The organism is Ruegeria sp. BB9, assembly GCF_056539345.1.
In genome coordinates this window covers 494,073-511,150 of sequence record NZ_JBQFUU010000001.1, presented here as the reverse complement: position 1 = coordinate 511,150, position 17,078 = coordinate 494,073, and the positions used below count along the sequence as shown (strand labels likewise).

At 61.2% G+C, this 17,078-nt stretch carries 19 protein-coding genes and 1 tRNA gene; 12 read left to right on the top strand and 8 right to left on the bottom strand.

What is annotated here, in order from left to right:
• Positions 1-118: 118 nt before the first annotated feature.
• Positions 119-205: transfer RNA gene (locus tag ACR0FC_RS02555), tRNA-Leu, on the bottom strand.
• Between the two features lie 142 nt (positions 206-347).
• On the opposite strand from ACR0FC_RS02555, the gene ACR0FC_RS02550 reads away from it, so the two are divergent.
• Positions 348-1,007, top strand: coding sequence for a DsbA family oxidoreductase (locus tag ACR0FC_RS02550; protein ID WP_170337949.1), 660 nt, complete (start codon positions 348-350; stop codon positions 1,005-1,007).
• Between the two features lie 39 nt (positions 1,008-1,046).
• Positions 1,047-1,703 (top strand): lipoyl(octanoyl) transferase LipB, encoded by a 657-nt coding sequence (gene lipB, locus ACR0FC_RS02545; protein ID WP_093962478.1) that lies wholly within the window; start codon positions 1,047-1,049, stop codon positions 1,701-1,703.
• A gap of 314 nt (positions 1,704-2,017) precedes the next feature.
• Here the strand turns inward: lipB and ACR0FC_RS02540 are convergent, their stop codons facing one another.
• Positions 2,018-2,971: a cation diffusion facilitator family transporter gene (locus ACR0FC_RS02540; RefSeq protein ID WP_170337947.1), complete on the bottom strand. Its 954-nt coding sequence runs from the start codon at positions 2,969-2,971 to the stop codon at positions 2,018-2,020.
• A gap of 77 nt (positions 2,972-3,048) precedes the next feature.
• Here ACR0FC_RS02540 and ACR0FC_RS02535 point away from each other — a divergent pair, with 77 nt between their 5' ends.
• Positions 3,049-3,495 (top strand): MerR family transcriptional regulator, encoded by a 447-nt coding sequence (locus ACR0FC_RS02535; RefSeq protein ID WP_170337946.1) that lies wholly within the window; start codon positions 3,049-3,051, stop codon positions 3,493-3,495.
• Here the strand turns inward: ACR0FC_RS02535 and ACR0FC_RS02530 are convergent.
• The gene (locus ACR0FC_RS02530) at positions 3,476-3,895 is read right to left on the bottom strand and encodes an HIT family protein (protein ID WP_170337944.1); all 420 of its coding nucleotides are present in this window, start codon (positions 3,893-3,895) and stop codon (positions 3,476-3,478) included. The two genes, ACR0FC_RS02535 and ACR0FC_RS02530, sit on opposite strands and share 20 nt — an antisense overlap.
• 292 nt (positions 3,896-4,187) lie before the next feature.
• On the opposite strand from ACR0FC_RS02530, the gene ctaD reads away from it, so the two are divergent.
• The 3 genes from ctaD (at position 4,188) to ACR0FC_RS02515 (ending at position 7,136) form a co-directional block, all read left to right on the top strand.
• The gene (gene ctaD, locus ACR0FC_RS02525) at positions 4,188-5,846 is read left to right on the top strand and encodes a cytochrome c oxidase subunit I (protein WP_170337942.1); all 1,659 of its coding nucleotides are present in this window, start codon (positions 4,188-4,190) and stop codon (positions 5,844-5,846) included.
• A gap of 155 nt (positions 5,847-6,001) precedes the next feature.
• Positions 6,002-6,601: a 2-hydroxychromene-2-carboxylate isomerase gene (locus tag ACR0FC_RS02520; RefSeq protein WP_170337940.1), complete on the top strand. Its 600-nt coding sequence runs from the start codon at positions 6,002-6,004 to the stop codon at positions 6,599-6,601.
• 43 nt (positions 6,602-6,644) lie between these two features.
• A complete protein-coding gene (locus tag ACR0FC_RS02515) occupies positions 6,645-7,136 on the top strand; it encodes a DUF2244 domain-containing protein (protein ID WP_170337938.1) in 492 nt (163 codons plus the stop codon).
• A gap of 6 nt (positions 7,137-7,142) precedes the next feature.
• Here ACR0FC_RS02515 and ACR0FC_RS02510 read toward each other — a convergent pair whose 3' ends face one another.
• Positions 7,143-7,628, bottom strand: a complete 486-nt coding sequence (locus ACR0FC_RS02510; protein WP_170337936.1) for a GatB/YqeY domain-containing protein — start codon at positions 7,626-7,628, stop codon at positions 7,143-7,145.
• A gap of 183 nt (positions 7,629-7,811) precedes the next feature.
• On the opposite strand from ACR0FC_RS02510, the gene carA reads away from it, so the two are divergent.
• Together carA and ACR0FC_RS02500 are read left to right on the top strand one after the other, a co-directional pair.
• The gene (gene carA / locus ACR0FC_RS02505) at positions 7,812-8,978 is read left to right on the top strand and encodes a glutamine-hydrolyzing carbamoyl-phosphate synthase small subunit (protein WP_170337934.1); all 1,167 of its coding nucleotides are present in this window, start codon (positions 7,812-7,814) and stop codon (positions 8,976-8,978) included.
• Between the two features lie 89 nt (positions 8,979-9,067).
• Positions 9,068-10,987: a glycosyltransferase family 2 protein gene (locus tag ACR0FC_RS02500; protein WP_170337932.1), complete on the top strand. Its 1,920-nt coding sequence runs from the start codon at positions 9,068-9,070 to the stop codon at positions 10,985-10,987.
• On the opposite strand, the gene ACR0FC_RS02495 is transcribed toward ACR0FC_RS02500, so the two are convergent.
• Positions 10,944-11,591, bottom strand: a complete 648-nt coding sequence (locus ACR0FC_RS02495) for a GntR family transcriptional regulator (RefSeq protein WP_093962488.1) — start codon at positions 11,589-11,591, stop codon at positions 10,944-10,946. The two genes, ACR0FC_RS02500 and ACR0FC_RS02495, sit on opposite strands and share 44 nt — an antisense overlap.
• 101 nt (positions 11,592-11,692) lie before the next feature.
• On the opposite strand from ACR0FC_RS02495, the gene ACR0FC_RS02490 reads away from it, so the two are divergent.
• The 3 genes from ACR0FC_RS02490 to ACR0FC_RS02480 all read left to right on the top strand — a co-directional run bounded on the left by ACR0FC_RS02490 (position 11,693) and on the right by ACR0FC_RS02480 (position 13,988).
• Positions 11,693-12,337, top strand: a complete 645-nt coding sequence (locus tag ACR0FC_RS02490; protein WP_170337930.1) for a pyrimidine 5'-nucleotidase — start codon at positions 11,693-11,695, stop codon at positions 12,335-12,337.
• A 131-nt stretch (positions 12,338-12,468) separates the two neighbouring features.
• Positions 12,469-12,717, top strand: coding sequence for a hypothetical protein (locus ACR0FC_RS02485; protein ID WP_170337928.1), 249 nt, complete (start codon positions 12,469-12,471; stop codon positions 12,715-12,717).
• 74 nt (positions 12,718-12,791) lie between these two features.
• Positions 12,792-13,988, top strand: coding sequence for a UbiH/UbiF family hydroxylase (locus ACR0FC_RS02480; RefSeq protein WP_170337927.1), 1,197 nt, complete (start codon positions 12,792-12,794; stop codon positions 13,986-13,988).
• Between the two features lie 13 nt (positions 13,989-14,001).
• On the opposite strand, the gene ACR0FC_RS02475 is transcribed toward ACR0FC_RS02480, so the two are convergent.
• A complete protein-coding gene (locus ACR0FC_RS02475) occupies positions 14,002-15,129 on the bottom strand; it encodes an aminotransferase class V-fold PLP-dependent enzyme (protein WP_170337925.1) in 1,128 nt (375 codons plus the stop codon).
• A gap of 231 nt (positions 15,130-15,360) precedes the next feature.
• Between ACR0FC_RS02475 and ACR0FC_RS02470 the strand changes: the two genes are divergently transcribed.
• Positions 15,361-16,062: a GntR family transcriptional regulator gene (locus tag ACR0FC_RS02470; RefSeq protein ID WP_170337923.1), complete on the top strand. Its 702-nt coding sequence runs from the start codon at positions 15,361-15,363 to the stop codon at positions 16,060-16,062.
• A 3-nt stretch (positions 16,063-16,065) separates the two neighbouring features.
• Here ACR0FC_RS02470 and ACR0FC_RS02465 read toward each other — a convergent pair whose 3' ends face one another.
• Complete coding sequence (locus tag ACR0FC_RS02465) at positions 16,066-16,524, bottom strand: Lrp/AsnC family transcriptional regulator (protein WP_170337921.1); 459 nt, start codon at positions 16,522-16,524, stop codon at positions 16,066-16,068.
• Positions 16,521-16,976: an Lrp/AsnC family transcriptional regulator gene (locus ACR0FC_RS02460; RefSeq protein ID WP_170337919.1), complete on the bottom strand. Its 456-nt coding sequence runs from the start codon at positions 16,974-16,976 to the stop codon at positions 16,521-16,523. Before ACR0FC_RS02460 ends, ACR0FC_RS02465 begins: the two co-directional genes overlap by 4 nt.
• Positions 16,977-17,078 lie beyond the last annotated feature (102 nt).

Below are 17,078 nucleotides of genomic sequence, written 5' to 3'. Positions count from 1 at the left end.
ACAGCGGAATCAAGTGCCCGTGTTTGGCGTGCTGAAACCGCTCGCAAGAATTCGCGATTAGCCACAATGCCGCCCCTCGCCCAAAACGGAACGACGGGTGAATTGACAAGGAAGAAAATGGTGCGGCCGAGAAGACTCGAACTTCCACGGGTGTTACCCCACAGCGACCTCAACGCTGCGCGTCTACCAATTCCGCCACGGCCGCACTGCCTGTGACTTGGTAGGCGGCGTATAGACGCTTGGCAAAAGGATGTGAAGAGGCAAAAGCAACCGCATTGGAATTCCCGGCCCGCAACCATATCTGTGGGGTCACGAAACCCGATGCCACATCGCAGCAGGAGCATACGATGCCCACACCCGATCCCCGCCCCGTCATCCAAGTCGACATCGTATCCGATGTCGTATGCCCGTGGTGCATCGTCGGGTTTCGTCAGCTTGATCTGGCGCTGGAGCAGGAGAACGTGATGGCGCAGCTCCGGTGGCACCCATTCGAACTGAACCCCACTATGGGGCCGGACGGCCAGAGCCTGCGAGAGCACATCATGGAAAAGTACGGCTCGACCGCCGAGCAGAGCCAGCAGGCTCGAGACCGGTTGACAGCGCTCGGTGCAGATTTGGGTTTCACGTTCAATTTCAATGATGACAGCCGCATAGTGAACACCTTCGCTGCACATCAACTTCTGGACTGGGCCGAAACGCAAGGCAGGCAACACCCTCTGAAGCTGGCCTTGTTCAAGGCCTATTTCACAGATCAGCGGGATGTTTCGAAAGTTGAGGTATTGCTGGATGCCGCTCAGACCGCCGGCCTCGACCCAGACGCCGCCCGCGCGGCATTGGAATCGGGCGCGCATGCAGGCCCGGTAAGGCAAAAGCAACAATTCTGGACCAGCCGAGGCATCACCGGAGTTCCGGCAATGGTTTTTGGCGGCAAGTACCTGCTGACGGGTGCGCAGGGCACCGAGACCTACGCTCAGGTCCTGCAGCGATGCCGGGCCGAGGCCGCCTAACCTCTTTCGCTTGGACAGCAGGACGGCTATGAGGCGCGCATGGAATGGAAGATCACCGACGGACTGACCGACTATGACACCGCCGTCGCCTTCATGGAGGCGCGGGTGGCCGAGATTGCGGCCGGAACCGCGGACGAGTGCATCTGGTTCTTGGAGCATCCGCCGCTCTATACGGCCGGAACATCAGCCAAACCCCAAGACCTGACCGACCCGGATCGATTCCCGGTCTATGCCAGCAAGCGCGGGGGCGAATACACCTATCACGGACCTGGCCAGCGGGTCGTCTATGTCATGCTGGATGTCGGAAAGCGCGGCCATGATGTCCGCCGCTTTGTCAAACAGCTGGAAACCTGGGTGATCTCGGCACTGGCCGAGTTCAACGTCCACGGAGAAATCCGCGAAGGCCGTGTCGGTGTGTGGGTGCCGCGCAAGGACAAGCCGCTGACCGTCAGCGGCGAACCAGCCGAGGACAAAATCGCTGCGATCGGCATCCGCTTGCGGAAATGGATCAGCTTCCACGGCATCTCGATAAACGTGGAACCGGACCTAGAGCATTTTTCGGGCATCGTTCCCTGCGGCATCCGGGAGTTCGGCGTGACTTCGTTGGTGGATCTGGGATTGCCGGTGACAATGGCCGATGTCGATGTGGCTCTGCGCAAAACCTTTACTGAGGCTTTCGGCCCCGAGGCGGCCTGACCCCCTCGCATCGACCATGGTCTCGAATCGCAGAATCTGACCCCGCGGAACGACAATCCTCGATGCAGGGTTCTTCTGTTTCTCAATATGGTCGCAAATTTCCGAAGATTGCCGCGAATTGCCTAAAAATTTAGGGAATCTCCTTCTTCCTTCCACACAACAGCCGCAGTTTGAGGTATCATGAATATACCGTTCAAGAGTGAGTGGTATGTTAACCGGTGATCGCGGCCAGCCCGCGAAAATCGATCAAGTGTTTGGTTACGAGTCTGCCGTTCCGACCCCATATCGGAACGGCAATTCTCGTTTTTGGGGCCTCAGTTTTCGCCTGATTGGTCCGCGGCATGGCCGAACCGCATGGTCTTTGGGCAGGACCGAGCGGCCATTTCCACCTCAAGCGTCAGGTGGCCGATCCCAAAACTGTCGCGCATTGCCTGTTTCACCAGACCGCGCACCTGTTCAGCCTGCGACCAGGCGCAGTCTTCGACCACCAGATGCGCGGTAAGAGCGGGCTGGTTTTCCTGCATGCTCCACAAGTGGACATGGTGAACCTCGCGCACGCCGTCCGTTGCCTCAATGGCCGAGGCGACCTCCTCGGGGTCCAGATCGGGCGGCGCGCCAAGCATGAGAACACGGATCGTTCCTCCGATTTCGCTCTGGACATGCCACAGGATGTAGAGCGAAATCAGAATGGTGACGGCCGGGTCGACCCAGGTCCAGTTGAACAGGATCACAGCCACCCCGGCCACGATCACTGCAACCGATCCCAACGCGTCAGCAACGTTGTGCAGAAAAGCCGCGCGGATATTCATGCTGGTTTTGGCCATGCTATAGGTCAAAAGCGCGGTGATCAGATCCACCACCAACGCCAGCATGGCAATCCAGACCACAAGCCAGCCGTCAATCGGCTCGGGCTGAAAGAACCGGGTCACCCCTTCGTACATCAGGTACACGGCGATGACGATCAGTGTGGTATAGTTGACCAGCGCCGCGACCACTTCGGCCCGACCGTATCCGAAGCTCATGCGCGGGTCGGCTGGGCGCCGGGCAATCTTGCGGGCAAAGAACGCGATGATCAGTGCAATTGCATCGGAAAAATTGTGCAGCGCGTCAGCGATGAGCGCCAGCGACCCCGAAAAGATCCCGCCGACCACCTGTGCCAGCGTCAGAAACATGTTGACCGCGATGGCCCATGCCACCCGAGCGTCTCCGGCATTGGCGTCGATATGGGCGTGTTGTTTGTGTCCGGCGTGGGAATGATCATGCGCCATGATGTCGTGTCCTTGTCTGGGTCATGGTCCATACCTAATTCCTCTAGTGACTAGAGGTTCAAGGGGGATTTCGGAAAATGTTCTCGATCGGGGATTTGTCCCGGCGCACAGGCGTCAAAGTCGCCACGATCCGGTTTTACGAAGAAAGGGGCCTGTTGCCACCGCCGGAACGGACCGCCGGCAACCAAAGGCGCTATGACCGCGCCGCGCTCGAGCGGCTGCACTTTGTCAAACACACGCGCGATCTTGGACTGCCATTGGCCGATGTCGAGGCCCTGCTGTCATTGGAAGGCGCCCAAGGCGCCGATCTGAACCGGGCACACGAAATCGCCGAGCGGCAACTGGCGGACCTGCAAGATCGGATTGCAAAACTGCGCCGGCTCGAGACCGAACTTGCCCGGATCGCAGCGGCCTGCGACGGGCAGCACGACCACGTCTGCTCAGTCTTGCAGGCGTTTGGGGATCACGATGCCTGTTCAGAGACGCATCAGGCGCCCCCACCCGTCACGCCAGTGCAGCCCTGATGCGCCCGGCGTGTTTGGCGATCTCGTCGAAATCGCCCATCTTGCCGGGCGGGCGCAGAGAGACGCCCTCGTGCCGGGGCAGGACATGGAAATGCAGGTGAAACACCTCCTGCCCTCCGGCCGCCTCGTTGAACTGCTGGATGGTCACCCCTTCGGCGTCAAAGGCGCGCATGACCGCACGCGCCAGTTTCTGAACCGTGGTCATGACTGCGGCCAATTGCTCGGGTGTGGCATCCAGCACGTTGCGGCAAGGCGTCTTCGGGATCACCAGGAGGTGTCCGTCCGCGCGCGGCATGATATCCATGAAAGCCAGCGTGTCCTCATCCTCGTAGACGCGGGTCGAGGGGATCTCGCCCCGCAGGATCTTGGCAAAGATGTTTTCGGGATCATAAGCGGTCATGGTGGGTCTCCGACAAAGGGGCTGCGTGCTGTTCTGCGTCCAAGCCCGCAGCGGGTCAAGGCGTGATTCCGCCCTTGCGAAGCCCCTGTCCTTGCAATTCGCCTGATCATCCCCAGATACCGGTCATCCAAGGCTGAAATCGCACGGGTGTCCTCCTGCCCCGCGACAATTAATCTTGATCCAGATCAAACTCGGCCATTGAAGGCCGCCCCCTTGCATTCTAAAACCAGCAGGAATCCCGCGCGCCGGAGAGGTCCGGCTGCGCGGTCTATTTGCAACAGGAGGCACCTAAATGGCAGACGCAGCCATTCATGGTCACGATCATGAAGACCAGCGCGGGTTCTTTACCCGGTGGTTCATGTCGACCAACCACAAGGATATCGGGATCCTATACCTGATCTTCTCGGCCTTTGCCGGGTTCATCTCGGTCGCGATGACCATCTACATGCGGCTTGAACTGATGCATCCGGGCGTTCAGTACATGTGCCTGGAAGGCTTCATGGCCGATCCCTGCACGCCCAACGGACACCTGTGGAACGTGATGATCACCTATCACGGTGTTCTGATGATGTTCTTCGTGGTCATCCCCGCGCTGTTCGGCGGATTCGGCAACTATTTCATGCCGTTGCAGATCGGTGCGCCGGACATGGCGTTCCCGCGGATGAACAACCTGTCCTTCTGGCTGTATGTCGCCGGCACCTCGCTGGGCATCGCGTCGCTGCTGGCCCCCGGCGGCAACGACCAGGCCGGCTCGGGCGTGGGCTGGGTTCTGTACCCGCCGCTGTCGACGACCGAAGGCGGCATGTCCATGGACCTGGCGATCTTTGCCGTGCACGTATCGGGCGCCTCCTCGATCCTCGGCGCGATCAACATGATCACCACCTTCCTGAACATGCGTGCCCCGGGCATGACCCTGTTCAAGGTGCCGCTGTTCAGCTGGTCGATCTTCGTCACCTCGTGGCTGATTCTGCTGTCGCTGCCGGTTCTGGCGGGCGCGATCACCATGCTGCTGATGGACCGCAACTTCGGCTTCACCTTCTTTGATCCGGCCGGTGGCGGTGACCCGATCCTGTACCAGCACATCCTGTGGTTCTTCGGCCACCCCGAAGTGTACATCGTGATCCTGCCAGGCTTCGGCATCATCAGCCACGTGATCGCCACTTTCTCGCGCAAGCCGATCTTCGGCTATCTGCCGATGGTCTGGGCGATCATCGCAATCGGCGCGCTGGGCTTTGTCGTGTGGGCACACCACATGTACACCGTCGGCATGTCGCTGCGCCAGCAGGCCTACTTCATGCTGGCCACGATGGTCATCGCGGTTCCGACGGGCGTGAAGGTGTTCTCGTGGATCGCCACCATGTGGGGCGGCTCGATCGAGTTCAAGACGCCGATGCTGTTCGCCTTCGGCTTCCTCTTCCTGTTCACCGTCGGCGGTGTGACCGGTGTGGTTCTGTCGCAGGCCGGTATCGACCGGGCCTACCACGACACCTACTATGTCGTCGCGCACTTCCACTACGTGATGAGCCTGGGTGCAGTCTTTGCAATCTTTGCAGGCGTGTACTTCTACTTCTCGAAGATGACGGGCCGTCAGTACTCGGAGTTCTGGGGTAAGGTGCACTTCTGGATGTTCTTCATCGGTGCAAACCTGACCTTCTTCCCGCAGCACTTCCTGGGCCGTCAGGGCATGCCGCGCCGGTATATCGACTATCCCGAAGCCTTCGCTCAATGGAACTTCGTGTCTTCGATCGGTGCGTTCGTCTCGTTCGCTTCGTTCCTGCTGTTCTTCGGGATCGTGTTCTACGCCCTGTTCCGAGGCGCCAAGGAAACACGCCCGAACCCGTGGAACGAATACGCAGATACGCTGGAATGGACCCTGCCCTCACCGCCGCCCGAGCACACGTTCGAGCAGCTGCCCAAGCAGGAAGACTGGGACAAGGGCCACGCGCACTGATCCCTTCCCGAAAACAGGAAACCCCGCCTTCACGGCGGGGTTTTTCTTTTTCTGTTCGCGCTCTACCGGCCATCGCATTCCGCGGGCGGTCGCAATATCGTAGAAAATCGGGTATCCTTAGCGCGCCGCATGTCCGGCCAATCTCCGAGGTTACCATGCCCGATATTGATTTCTGGTACTCCATCGGCAGCACTTACAGTTTCCTGACCATCATGCGTCTGGACGATTGGTGTGCAGAACATCAGGCGCAGGTAAACTGGCGCCCTTTCGACGTGCGCGCGGTCATGTCTGAACAGAAGAACATTCCGTTTGCGGGCAAACCCGTCAAGTCGGCCTACATGTGGCGCGACATCGAACGCCGCGCAGCCAAGTACCATATCCACGCCAAGCTGCCCGCCCCCTATCCGATTTCGAACCTCGAATTGGCCAACCAGGTCGCGCTGCTGGGAATCCGGGAAGGATGGGGCAAGAGCTTTACCCAAAACCTTTACAGGATCTGGTTTGAGGACGGTATCGAAGCCGGCAGTGAAAACGCCATCTCCGAGGCTCTGTTCCGTTGCCAGCTGGACCCGCTGCCGGTCATGGCCCGCGCGCGCAGCCCCGAAATCGAAACCGCGTTGAAAGCTGAAACCGAAACAGCGGTAGCCCTGGGCGTATTCGGCGCGCCAAGCTTTGTTACGCGGGGCGAAGTGTTCTGGGGCGACGACCGGCTTGAAGACGCGCTGTCCTGGGCGCGGGTCGGACACGTCGTTTAAAATTTGCAATCGACACCGGATCAGCAGGCGCTATTTTTGCAATATGCCCTACCATTGGAACGTCAGCTCGAACTCGGAACAGGAATTGCGCCTTTGGCCGCACAATTCCCTGCCACCGCGCGGCGCAATGGCCGTCGTGCTATCGGTTTTCCTGTTTGGACTGATACCCCTACTGGCAGTTCTGGGATCGGTTCTACTGTGGGGGCTATTGCCGTTCCTTCTGTTGACGGTGGCGGGCCTATGGCTTGCGATCCAGTCAAACTATCGGTCCCGAAACGTGTTTGAAGTACTGACCCTTACCGGAACCCAAGCACGCCTGATCCATCACAGCGCCCGGACCGGGCAGCAGGAATGGAGTTGCAATCGATACTGGGCCCGTCCGGAAATGCACAAGGCCGGCGGTCCGGTTCCGAACTATGTGACCCTGTCGGGCGAAGGACGGGTGGTCGAGATTGGCGCGTTCCTCTCAGAGGAGGAACGCATTGCCTTGTATGATGATCTGGTAAAGCGGCTGCGCGAACCGGCACCCGAATAAAGTGCGTCAGCAGTCGCCGTTCGACGCGGCGCACAGGTGGTCTTTGACCAGCGGCCCTACCTTTCCAAAGTCCATCTGGCCTGTGTAGTTGGCCTTGAGCTCGCCCATGACCTTGCCCATGTCCCGGATCGACCCGGCACCGGTCGCCGTGATCGCCGTCTGGATGGCCTTTGCGACCTCATCATCATCCAACTGCTTGGGCAGGAATTCCTCGATGATCTTCACCTCGCGCAGTTCGCGCTCGGCCAGGTCCAAACGACCACCTTCCTCATAGGCCCGCGCGCTTTCCTTGCGCTGCTTGCTCATTTTCCCAAGAATCTCAAGAACATCTGAGTCATCACAGCCCTTGGCCTCTTCGTTTCCAACCGCACGCAGCGCGATGTCCCGATCCTTGATCGCGGCATTGACCAGCCGCAGCGTCGACAGACGCTCGGCATCCTTGTCCTTCATTGCTTGCTTCAGGGCAGTGGTCACCCGAGTTCGCATATCCATCTGTTCTGTCCATCCCCATGGCAACGGAACCCCGAACATATCTAAACAAAATCCGAGGCACAACAGGAGACACATAAGGCTAAATCATTGAAAAACAACAATAGCCCAAAATTTGAACAGGGTTGACCCGAGACCCCAACCCCCTTAGTTATGCGCCGATTTACCCGATAGGAGAGTCGCGCCATGGCCCATCAAGCCACGTCCAAGCCCACCGCATGTCTGGCTCTGGCCGACGGAACGCTCTTCTTCGGAACCGGGTTCGGCGCCACGGGACAAACCGTGGCCGAGCTGTGTTTCAACACCGCGATGACCGGATATCAGGAGATCATGACCGACCCGTCCTATGCCGGGCAGATCGTGACCTTCACCTTCCCGCATATCGGCAATGTCGGCGTCAATCCCGACGATGACGAAACCGCCGATCCTGTCGCCGCGGGCATGGTAGTCAAGTGGGATCCGACCGAGCCGTCGAACTGGCGCTCGGCCGAGCGGCTGACCGACTGGCTGGCCCGCCGCGGCCGGATCGCCATCGGTGGGGTCGATACCCGACGGCTGACCCGCGCGATCCGCCAGCAAGGCGCTCCGCATGTCGCGTTAGCCCATGACCCGCAAGGCAACTTCGACATCGAAGCCCTGGTTGCTGCGGCGCGTGGTTTCGCCGGGCTGGAGGGCATGGATCTGGCCAAGGATGTGACCTGCGCCCAGAGCTACCGCTGGGACGAGATGCGCTGGGCCTGGCCGGATGGCTACCGGCGTCAGGAAGCGCCCGTGCACAAGGTCGTCGCGTTGGACTACGGCGCAAAACGGAACATCCTGCGCTGCCTGGCTTCGGCCGGTTGCGACGTGACGGTACTGCCCGCAACCGCAACCGCGGCTGAGGTGCTGGCGCACGACCCTGATGGCGTGTTCCTGTCCAACGGCCCGGGAGACCCGGCTGCTACCGGCACTTATGCTGTGCCGATGATCAAGGAAATTCTTGAAACCACGGATCTGCCGATTTTCGGGATCTGCCTTGGTCACCAGATGCTGGCACTGGCGTTGGGCGGCAAGACCATCAAGATGAACCACGGACACCACGGCGCCAACCACCCGGTCAAGGACCTGGAAACCGGCAAGGTCGAAATCACTTCGATGAACCACGGCTTTGCGGTCGACGCCCAATCGTTGCCTGCCGGGGTGGTTGAAACCCACCGGTCGCTCTTCGATGGCTCGAACTGCGGCATCCGCATGTCCGATCGCCCGGTGTATTCGGTTCAGTATCACCCCGAAGCCTCGCCCGGCCCGCAAGACAGCTTTTACCTTTTTGAACGGTTTGCCGCGGCCATGGCCGACCGAAAAGTGCGCGCTTAATCCCGCAGGTTTGCGGACCGCGTCAACGTTAACCCGGAATTAACCTTGATTGAGCAACTCTGACCCGACACTTCGGGCAGGGTTTTCTTATGGTTGAATTGAATTTTCTGGGTCACGGACCCGCGACCCCGGTTTCCGGAATTGGCCCCCGCAAACCTTTGGGCACTTGCCTGATCGACTTGGGGGTGATCACCCCCGCTCAACTGGATCACGCCCTGAAACTACAGGAGCGGCAGAACGCTCCTCTGGGCGAAATTATGGTTGGCGAGCAAATGGCCGCGCGCAGCGATGTGCTGTTGGCGCTGGGTCAACAACATGGGCTGCAGATCGCCGATCTGGAAAGCACGCCGCCACCCGATGACCTTTGCGCGCTGCGCCCAATGCAGTTCTGGCTGACGCACAACGCCATTCCGTGGCTGCGAGTCGGGCCCGTGCTCTTGGTCGCGACAGCCTACCCAGACCGCTTTGATGAAATAAGGTCCGGGTTGGCGGATTGCGCCCAGACAGTCCTTCCGGTGCTAGCCGCACCCGATGACATCGACCAAGCCATTGCCCGACATTACGCAAAACCTTTGGCTGAGGCGGCGGAAACACGGGCGCCGCTATCGCAAAGCTGCCGCTCATGGACTGCGAGTTCACGTCTCCTGCCGACCCTCTTGGCGCTGGCCGCGCTTGTGGGCCTGGATCTGCAACCGAATGCCGGGCTATCCCTGCTGTTCTGGGCAGCAGTTTCAACGCTGATCCTTTTCCTGATTCTTCGGCTGGCCGGGTTGATATCGTATCTCTTCCCCAAAAAGGCCGAGAAACCAGACGGTCTGCTTGCGCAACACCGCCTGCCCTGCGTGTCCATTCTGGTGCCGCTGCACAAGGAACGGGAAATCGCCGGTGCGCTGATCCAACGGCTGACACGCCTGACCTATCCAAAGGCGCTGTTGGACGTGATCCTGGTCTTGGAAGAGCATGATGACGTCACCCGGTCAGCGCTTGCGCAGACCACCCTGCCCAGCTGGATCCGAACGCTGGAGGTGCCCGATCTTGGCAACCTGACCACCAAACCACGGGCGATGAACTATGCGCTGGATTTCTGCCGAGGAGAGATTTTGGGCGTCTGGGATGCTGAGGATGCGCCTCTGCCAGACCAAATCGAGACCGTGGTGGAGCAATTCGCCCGCGCGCCCGATGATGTGGTCTGCCTGCAGGGTGTCCTGGACTACTACAACCCGCGCACCAACTGGCGCTCGCGTTGCTTCACCATCGAATACAGCGGTTGGTTCCGCGTGATCCTGCCCGGAATCGCACGGTTGGGTCTTGTGGTGCCCCTGGGCGGGACGACGTTCTTCTTCCGCAGGGACAAGCTGTTGGAATTGGGGGGCTGGGACGCTCACAATGTGACCGAGGACGCGGATTTGGGGGTTCGACTCAGCCGCGCGGGCTATCGCACCGAAATCGTAAATACCGCCACGTATGAAGAGGCCAATTTCCGCGCCTGGCCTTGGGTGAAGCAACGCTCGCGCTGGCTCAAAGGGTTCATGGTCACATACCTTGTCCACATGCGCTCGCCCCTGGCATTGATGCGCGATCTGGGGATGTGGCGCTTTCTGGGTGTCCAAGCCTTTTTCCTGGGGACGGTCGGACAATTCCTGCTTGCCCCGGTGCTGTGGGTCTTCTGGCTGACCTTTTTGGGGCTGATGAACCCATTTGAAGCTGTATTGGCGCCGCAGATCTTGAACGCCTGTGTCTACCTATTCCTGACCGCCGAGGCCGCGAACATCCTTGTTGGAGGCTTGGGCGTGGTGGCCGGAGGGCGCCGCTTTCTGTTGCCGTGGGTCCCGACCATGGCACTCTACTACCCCTTGGGTGTGGCAGCAGCATACAAGGCGCTGTGGGAACTGGCGGTCAGACCGTTCTTCTGGGACAAGACCCAGCACGGGCACGCCAGCGAAGAAGCGCAGCCAGATGAGGCAGCTATTTCTCGCGCCGGATTGCATCCTGCTTCAGCCGGGTCATGAACGCGACCGAGATATGTTCCTTCAAGGCCCGGTCGGCGGCTTCTTCGTCATGAGCCGCGATCGCCTCGACGATCCCCTTATGCTCACTCTGAGCGATTTCACCGCGGCCCTGCGCGGCCAATGAAGTCGTTGCCATCAGAGCCATGGTGCGATGGACAAGGTCCAATTGCTGCACAAGGTAGCGGTTGTGCGACGCAAGGTGGATCTGCTCGTGGAACCGTCGGTTGGCCCGGGACAGCGCCACGGGATCATCCACAAGCGCGTCATCGGCTTCGACCATATCCTGCAGGACTTTGATTTCCTCATCCGTGGCATGCCGCGCGGCGAGCCGGGCCGCCAGCCCTTCCAATTCACGTCGAACGACATAGAGCTCGGCCATCTGGTTGTGGTCCAGCGAGGCCACGATCAGCGACCGCCCGTCACGTTCCAGCAGCGACTGCGTCTCGAGCCGCTGCAGCGCCTCACGGATCGGGGTGCGGGACACGCCGAACCGCTCGGCCAGTTCGCTTTCCACCAGCCGGTCGCCGGGTTTGTACACCCCCACGTCGATCGCTTCGAGGATCAGGCTGTAGGCATCGGTCTGGGGCTGTCGGGACTGGTTCATTGGGTCAGGTCTCTCCTCGTTCGGACCTGTCTATCCGGGCCATGGGTCTGCAATCAAGTGCGCCATTGAAAACCGGGTGGCCGCGGCCTAAACCCAAGCGTATGGTCAAGCCTGCATTTTCACATGTCACCCAATGGGTGTTCGATCTGGACAACACCCTCTATCCGCCACAGATGCGCCTGTTCGATCAGATCGAGGTGCTGATGACGGAATACGTGGTCGAAGCCCTGCGCGTCGACCGGGCCGAGGCTGACCGGCTACGCCAGCACTATTGGCGCGAACACGGAACCACGCTTGCCGGGCTGATGGCCGAACATGATCTGGACCCCAAGCCCTATCTGCACGCGGTTCATCAGGTCGACCTGAGCCACATGGAGCCCGACCCTGCGCTGGCCGCGCATATCCGGGCCCTGCCCGGGCGGCGTATCGTCTACACCAACGGCAGCGCGCCCTATGCCGAGCGGGTTCTGGCCTCACGCGGGTTGGATGGGCTGTTCGACGCGATCTATGGGGTCGAACATGCGGGATATCGGCCCAAACCGGACAAGGCCGCGTTTGAAACGGTGTTTGCCCGCGATGGCATCCACCCCGACCGCGCCGCGATGTTCGAGGACGAGCCGCGCAACCTGAAGGCCCCGTATGACATGGGCATGCGTACGGTGCATGTCGCGCCCGATCCGCATGACGCGGATCACATCCACCACCATACCGATGACCTGACAGCCTTTCTGGCCCGTCTGATCTGAACCGGACCTCCGCCGAAAGACTGCGACGAAATGCGCCTGCGTGCAGCCTGAAACTGCGACGATCCGCGCATTCTGCAGCTGCAAAGTCGTTCCTACATCAGGCTCAGCGACGAACAGAACTGGAGACCCCGATGACCGCGATCGAGATGCCCGGCCGCCTGCCCTTCTGGCAGCGCCTGCTTTTTGCAATTCCACTGTTTGGCTGGCTGGCCCGCGATGCGGCCAATGGCAAGCCCGAGGATCTGGGTTATACCGTTGCGGCACTGCTCAGCATGTGGGGCTGTTCCGCCCTGTTGTTCGGCCTGCCGGGCCTGTATCTGCCGGCCTTGGCGATGGTGCCGGTGATGTTCCTGATTCTGGTCCTGATTTCACGCGGCTAGACTACGGGACAGGATGTCACTTGGCGCAGGCCCCAGAACCGCACTAGGGTCCGCAGGCAACGGAGAGTGACGCGATGACCGACAGTTGTGACATCCTGATTTCCGGCGGTGGCATCGCCGGTTTGACTGCGGCGGCCGTATTAGGCGCCGCAGGGTTCGACGTGATCTGCGTGGACCCGACCCCGCCCGTCACCGACCGCGACGCCGACGGGTCCGACCTGCGCACCACCGCGTTTCTGCAACCGGCCCACGGCCAGCTGCAGCACTGCGGGTTGTGGGACCGGCTGGAACCCCACGCCGCGCCGCTGCAGATCATGCGCATCGTGGACGCGGGCGGCGACATCCCTGAACCGCGCGTGGTGCGGGATTTCAACGCCGCCGATATCTCGGATCAACCCTTTGGCTGGAACCTGCCCAACTGGCTGCTGCGGCGCGAGATGGTGGCCCGGCTGCACGAACTGCCGAATGTCGATTTCCGCCCCGGCACCGGCACCGTCAGCCTGTTCACCCGCACCGCCGAGGCGCGTGTGGGCCTGTCCGACGGCACGCGCATCCGCACCAAGCTGGTGATCGCCGCCGACGGCCGCAACTCGCCCATGCGCGAGGCTGCGGGGATCAAGGTCCACACCACGCGATACGGGCAGAAGGCACTGGCCTTTGCGGTGACGCATCCGATCGCCCATGAAAACGTCTCGACCGAGATCCACCAGTCCGGCGGGCCGTTCACTCTGGTCCCCCTGCCCGACTGGGAGGGCCAGCCCTCGTCGGCGATCGTTTGGATGGAGCGCGGCCCGTGCGCGGTCGAACTACTGAACCTGCCCGAGGCCGAATTCGAGGCCGCGATGACCGAGCGGTCCTGCGGCCTGTTCGGGCCGCTGAAACTGGCCTCGCGCCGGACGATCTGGCCGATCATCAGCCAATCGGCCGAGCGCCTGTCGGCGCAGCGCGTGGCCCTGATGGCCGAGGCCGCCCATGTGGTGCCCCCGATCGGCGCGCAGGGGCTGAACATGTCACTGGGGGATCTACGCAGCCTGCTGGACCTGGCCCAAGCCCGGCCCGAGGGTCTGGGAGATGCCCAGATGCTCGAGGCCTATCACATGGCCCGCCACACCGAAATCGAACTGCGCGTCAAAGGGATCGACCTGCTGAACCGTGCCTCGATGGTCGAGGCACGGCCGTTGCGCGATGCGCGCGCTGCGGGGCTGAACGCGCTTTATTCGATGCCGGTGGTGCGCAAGACGCTGATGCAGATGGGCCTCGGCGTGCGCTGAGGCCCGTACCGGCCTACAGCACCTGATCCAGAACCCGCTTCAGCCGGGCCACCGTGCCATCGACATCATACAGCTTGTCCAGCCCGAACAGGCCGAGGCGGAAGGTGCTGAACCCCTCGGGCTCGTCACATTGCAGCGGCACCCCGGCGGCGATCTGCATGCCCAGCGCGGCAAATTTCTTGCCGTTCTGCACCTCGGGATCGTCGGTATAGCTGACCACCACCCCCGGTGCGCCAAAGCCTTCGGCCGCGACCGAAACGACCCCCTTGTCGCGCAGCATCGCCCGCACCGCATTGCCCAGCCGCCATTGCGCATCGCGCAACTTGTCGAACCCATAGTCACGGGTCTCCAGCATCGTGTCCCGGAACGCCCGCAGCGCATCGGTGGGCATGGTGGCATGATAGGCATGGCCGCCGCCCTCATAGGCCTGCATGATCTGGCGCCATTTCTTCAGGTCCAGCGCGAAACTGTCCGAGGCGGTCTCGGCCAGCCGCGCCTCGGCGCGGTCGGACAGCATGACCAGACCGGCACAGGGCGAGGCGCTCCAACCCTTTTGCGGGGCCGAGATCAGAACGTCCACGCCGGTGGCCTTCATGTCGATCCAGGCACAGCCCGAGGCGATGCAGTCGAGCACCATCAACGCACCGACCTCGTGCGCGGCGGCGGCCATCGCCGATACATAGTCGTCCGGCAGAATGACCCCGGCCGAGGTTTCCACATGCGGCGCGAACACCACGCCGGGTCGCTGGCTGCGAATGGTTTCGACCACCTCGTCGATCGGCGCTGGCGCAAAGGGCGACGGGCTGGAATTCCCCGTTTGACGGGCCTTCAACACGGTGGCTGACGCCGTCAGCCCCCCGGTTTCGATGATCTGGCTCCAGCGATACGAGAACCAGCCGTTGCGCACCACCAGCACATCGGCACCGCGGGCGAACTGGCGGGCCACGGCCTCCATCGCATAGGTTCCGCCACCTGGCACCACTGCTACGCCTTCCGCGCCATAGACCTCACGCAGCATCCGTGAGATGTCGCGCATCACCTGCTGGAACGCCTGCGACATGTGGTTGAGCGAGCGGTCGGTGAACACGACCGAGAATTCTTCGAGCCCGTCCGGATCGACTGTATTCAACAATGCCGGCATGTTGTCTCCTTTTCTGGGTTGCTCACTTTCTGAAGGCTTTGCATCTGTTGGTAAAGTGCTCATTGACCCTCATGCGCTTCCCGTAGGTCAACGGTCAGAAGCTCGGCTGGACACCCGTTTCAACAGCCTGAGAGACCGAATTGACGCCAATTAGTGTCACCTCTCTCTTTACACCTTGACGTGTTTCTGAACAGATACGCACATCTTGAGCTTGAAAGGATATTTTAGACCGTGAACGTTCAAAAGCGGATCAGTTTTCAATTCGTTCGGGACGAAGTGAAGCGGCGGATCGAGACACGGGTCTGGCCCCAGGGTTCCTTGCTGCCGACCGAAACCCAGCTTGCCGAAGAGTTCAACTGCGCGCGCGCAACCGTCAACCGTGCGCTGCGCGAACTGGCCGAGCAAGGGTTCGTCGAGCGCAAGCGCAAGAGCGGAACGCGGGTCAAGAAATCACCCAGCAAACAGGCCAAGCTGGAACTGTCGCTGGCCCGTCAGATCGTCGAAGACCAGAACCAAACCTACCGCTATGCCCTGGTCGAGCGCAGCGTTGACACGAGCCCCGGCTGGCTCAGCTCGCAACTGGGTCTGCCGCCGCAGTCGCAGATCCTGCATCTGGTGTGTATGCACTATGCCGACAACCGCCCGTTTCAACACGAAGAACGCTGGATCAACATTTCGGCCGTCCCCGAGGTTGAAGATGCCAATCTGGAAGAGGTCGGGCCGCATGAATGGCTGTTGAACGCGAACCCCTTCATTGACGCCGAGCTTGCACTCTACGCCATTTCCGCCGACAGCCATCTGGCAGATTACATGGGAACAACGACCGGGGCCGCGATGATTCAGCTTGAGCGCATGACATGGAAAGACGGACAGCCGGTTTCGTTTGCCCGCCTGACCCACCATCCGGGCTATTGCATCCGTACCCGCTACTGACCGCTAGCCAATCGGCCCGGGCAGGCGTTCCTCGCTCAGCAGTACATTTGCTTCGACATCCCCTGCCCCCGGCAGGGTCATGATACGCCGACGCAGGACGCGTTCGAAGTCCGCCAGGTCGCGCGCGACCACGCGCAGCCGATAGTCGTACAGGCCCAGAACGTGTTCCACGGTTTGCACCTCGGGAATGGCGCTGACGGCGCGTTCGAAATCCTCGAGGCTGACCTGGCCTTTGCGCGCCAGCTTGACGCCCAGAAATACGGTGACGCCGAACCCCAGCGCCTCGGCGTTCAAGCGCAGCCGGCGCCCCTTGATGACACCCGCCTGCTCCAGCCGCCGGATCCGGCGCCATGTCGCGGGCTGCGACAGCCCGAAACGCCGCCCCAGCGCCCCCGCGCTTTGCGTCGCGTCCTGAGCCAAGGCCCGTAGAATCTTCCTGTCCAGATCATCCAGCTCGATCATACCGGCAGCACCTCGTCCCGCTTGACCCGCGCGATGTGCATCAGGGCCTCGATGTCGGCGATATGCGGCAGGGTCAGGATACGGTCGCGATAGACCTGCTGATAATGCGCCATGTCCCGCGCGATGACGGACAGGCGGACATCCACCCGCCCCAGAAAGGTCTGGATCTCGATCACCTCGGGCACTTTGCGGGCGGCATCGGTGAATTCGTCGAAGGCGCGCGGCTGGGTCTTGTCCAAGGTCACCCGCAGCGACACCTCGACCGCATAGCCCATGGCGGACCAGTCGATCACGGCCTCCTGCCCCTGAATGATCCCGGCGGCCTGCATCTTCTCGATCCGCCGCCAGCACACGCCATTGCTGATCCGACACCGCTCGGCCAGTTCGGCGGTGCTCAGGCTTGGGTCGGCCTGAAAATGGCGCAGGATGCGGCGGTCGATGTCGTCAAGCATTACTTTTTCAAGTTTTCCGGTTTCTAAGAATTATTCTTCACTTCTTTCGTCAATATCCAATGTCATCGCTCTCGCCAATAGCAATCACTGCAGATAGAACCG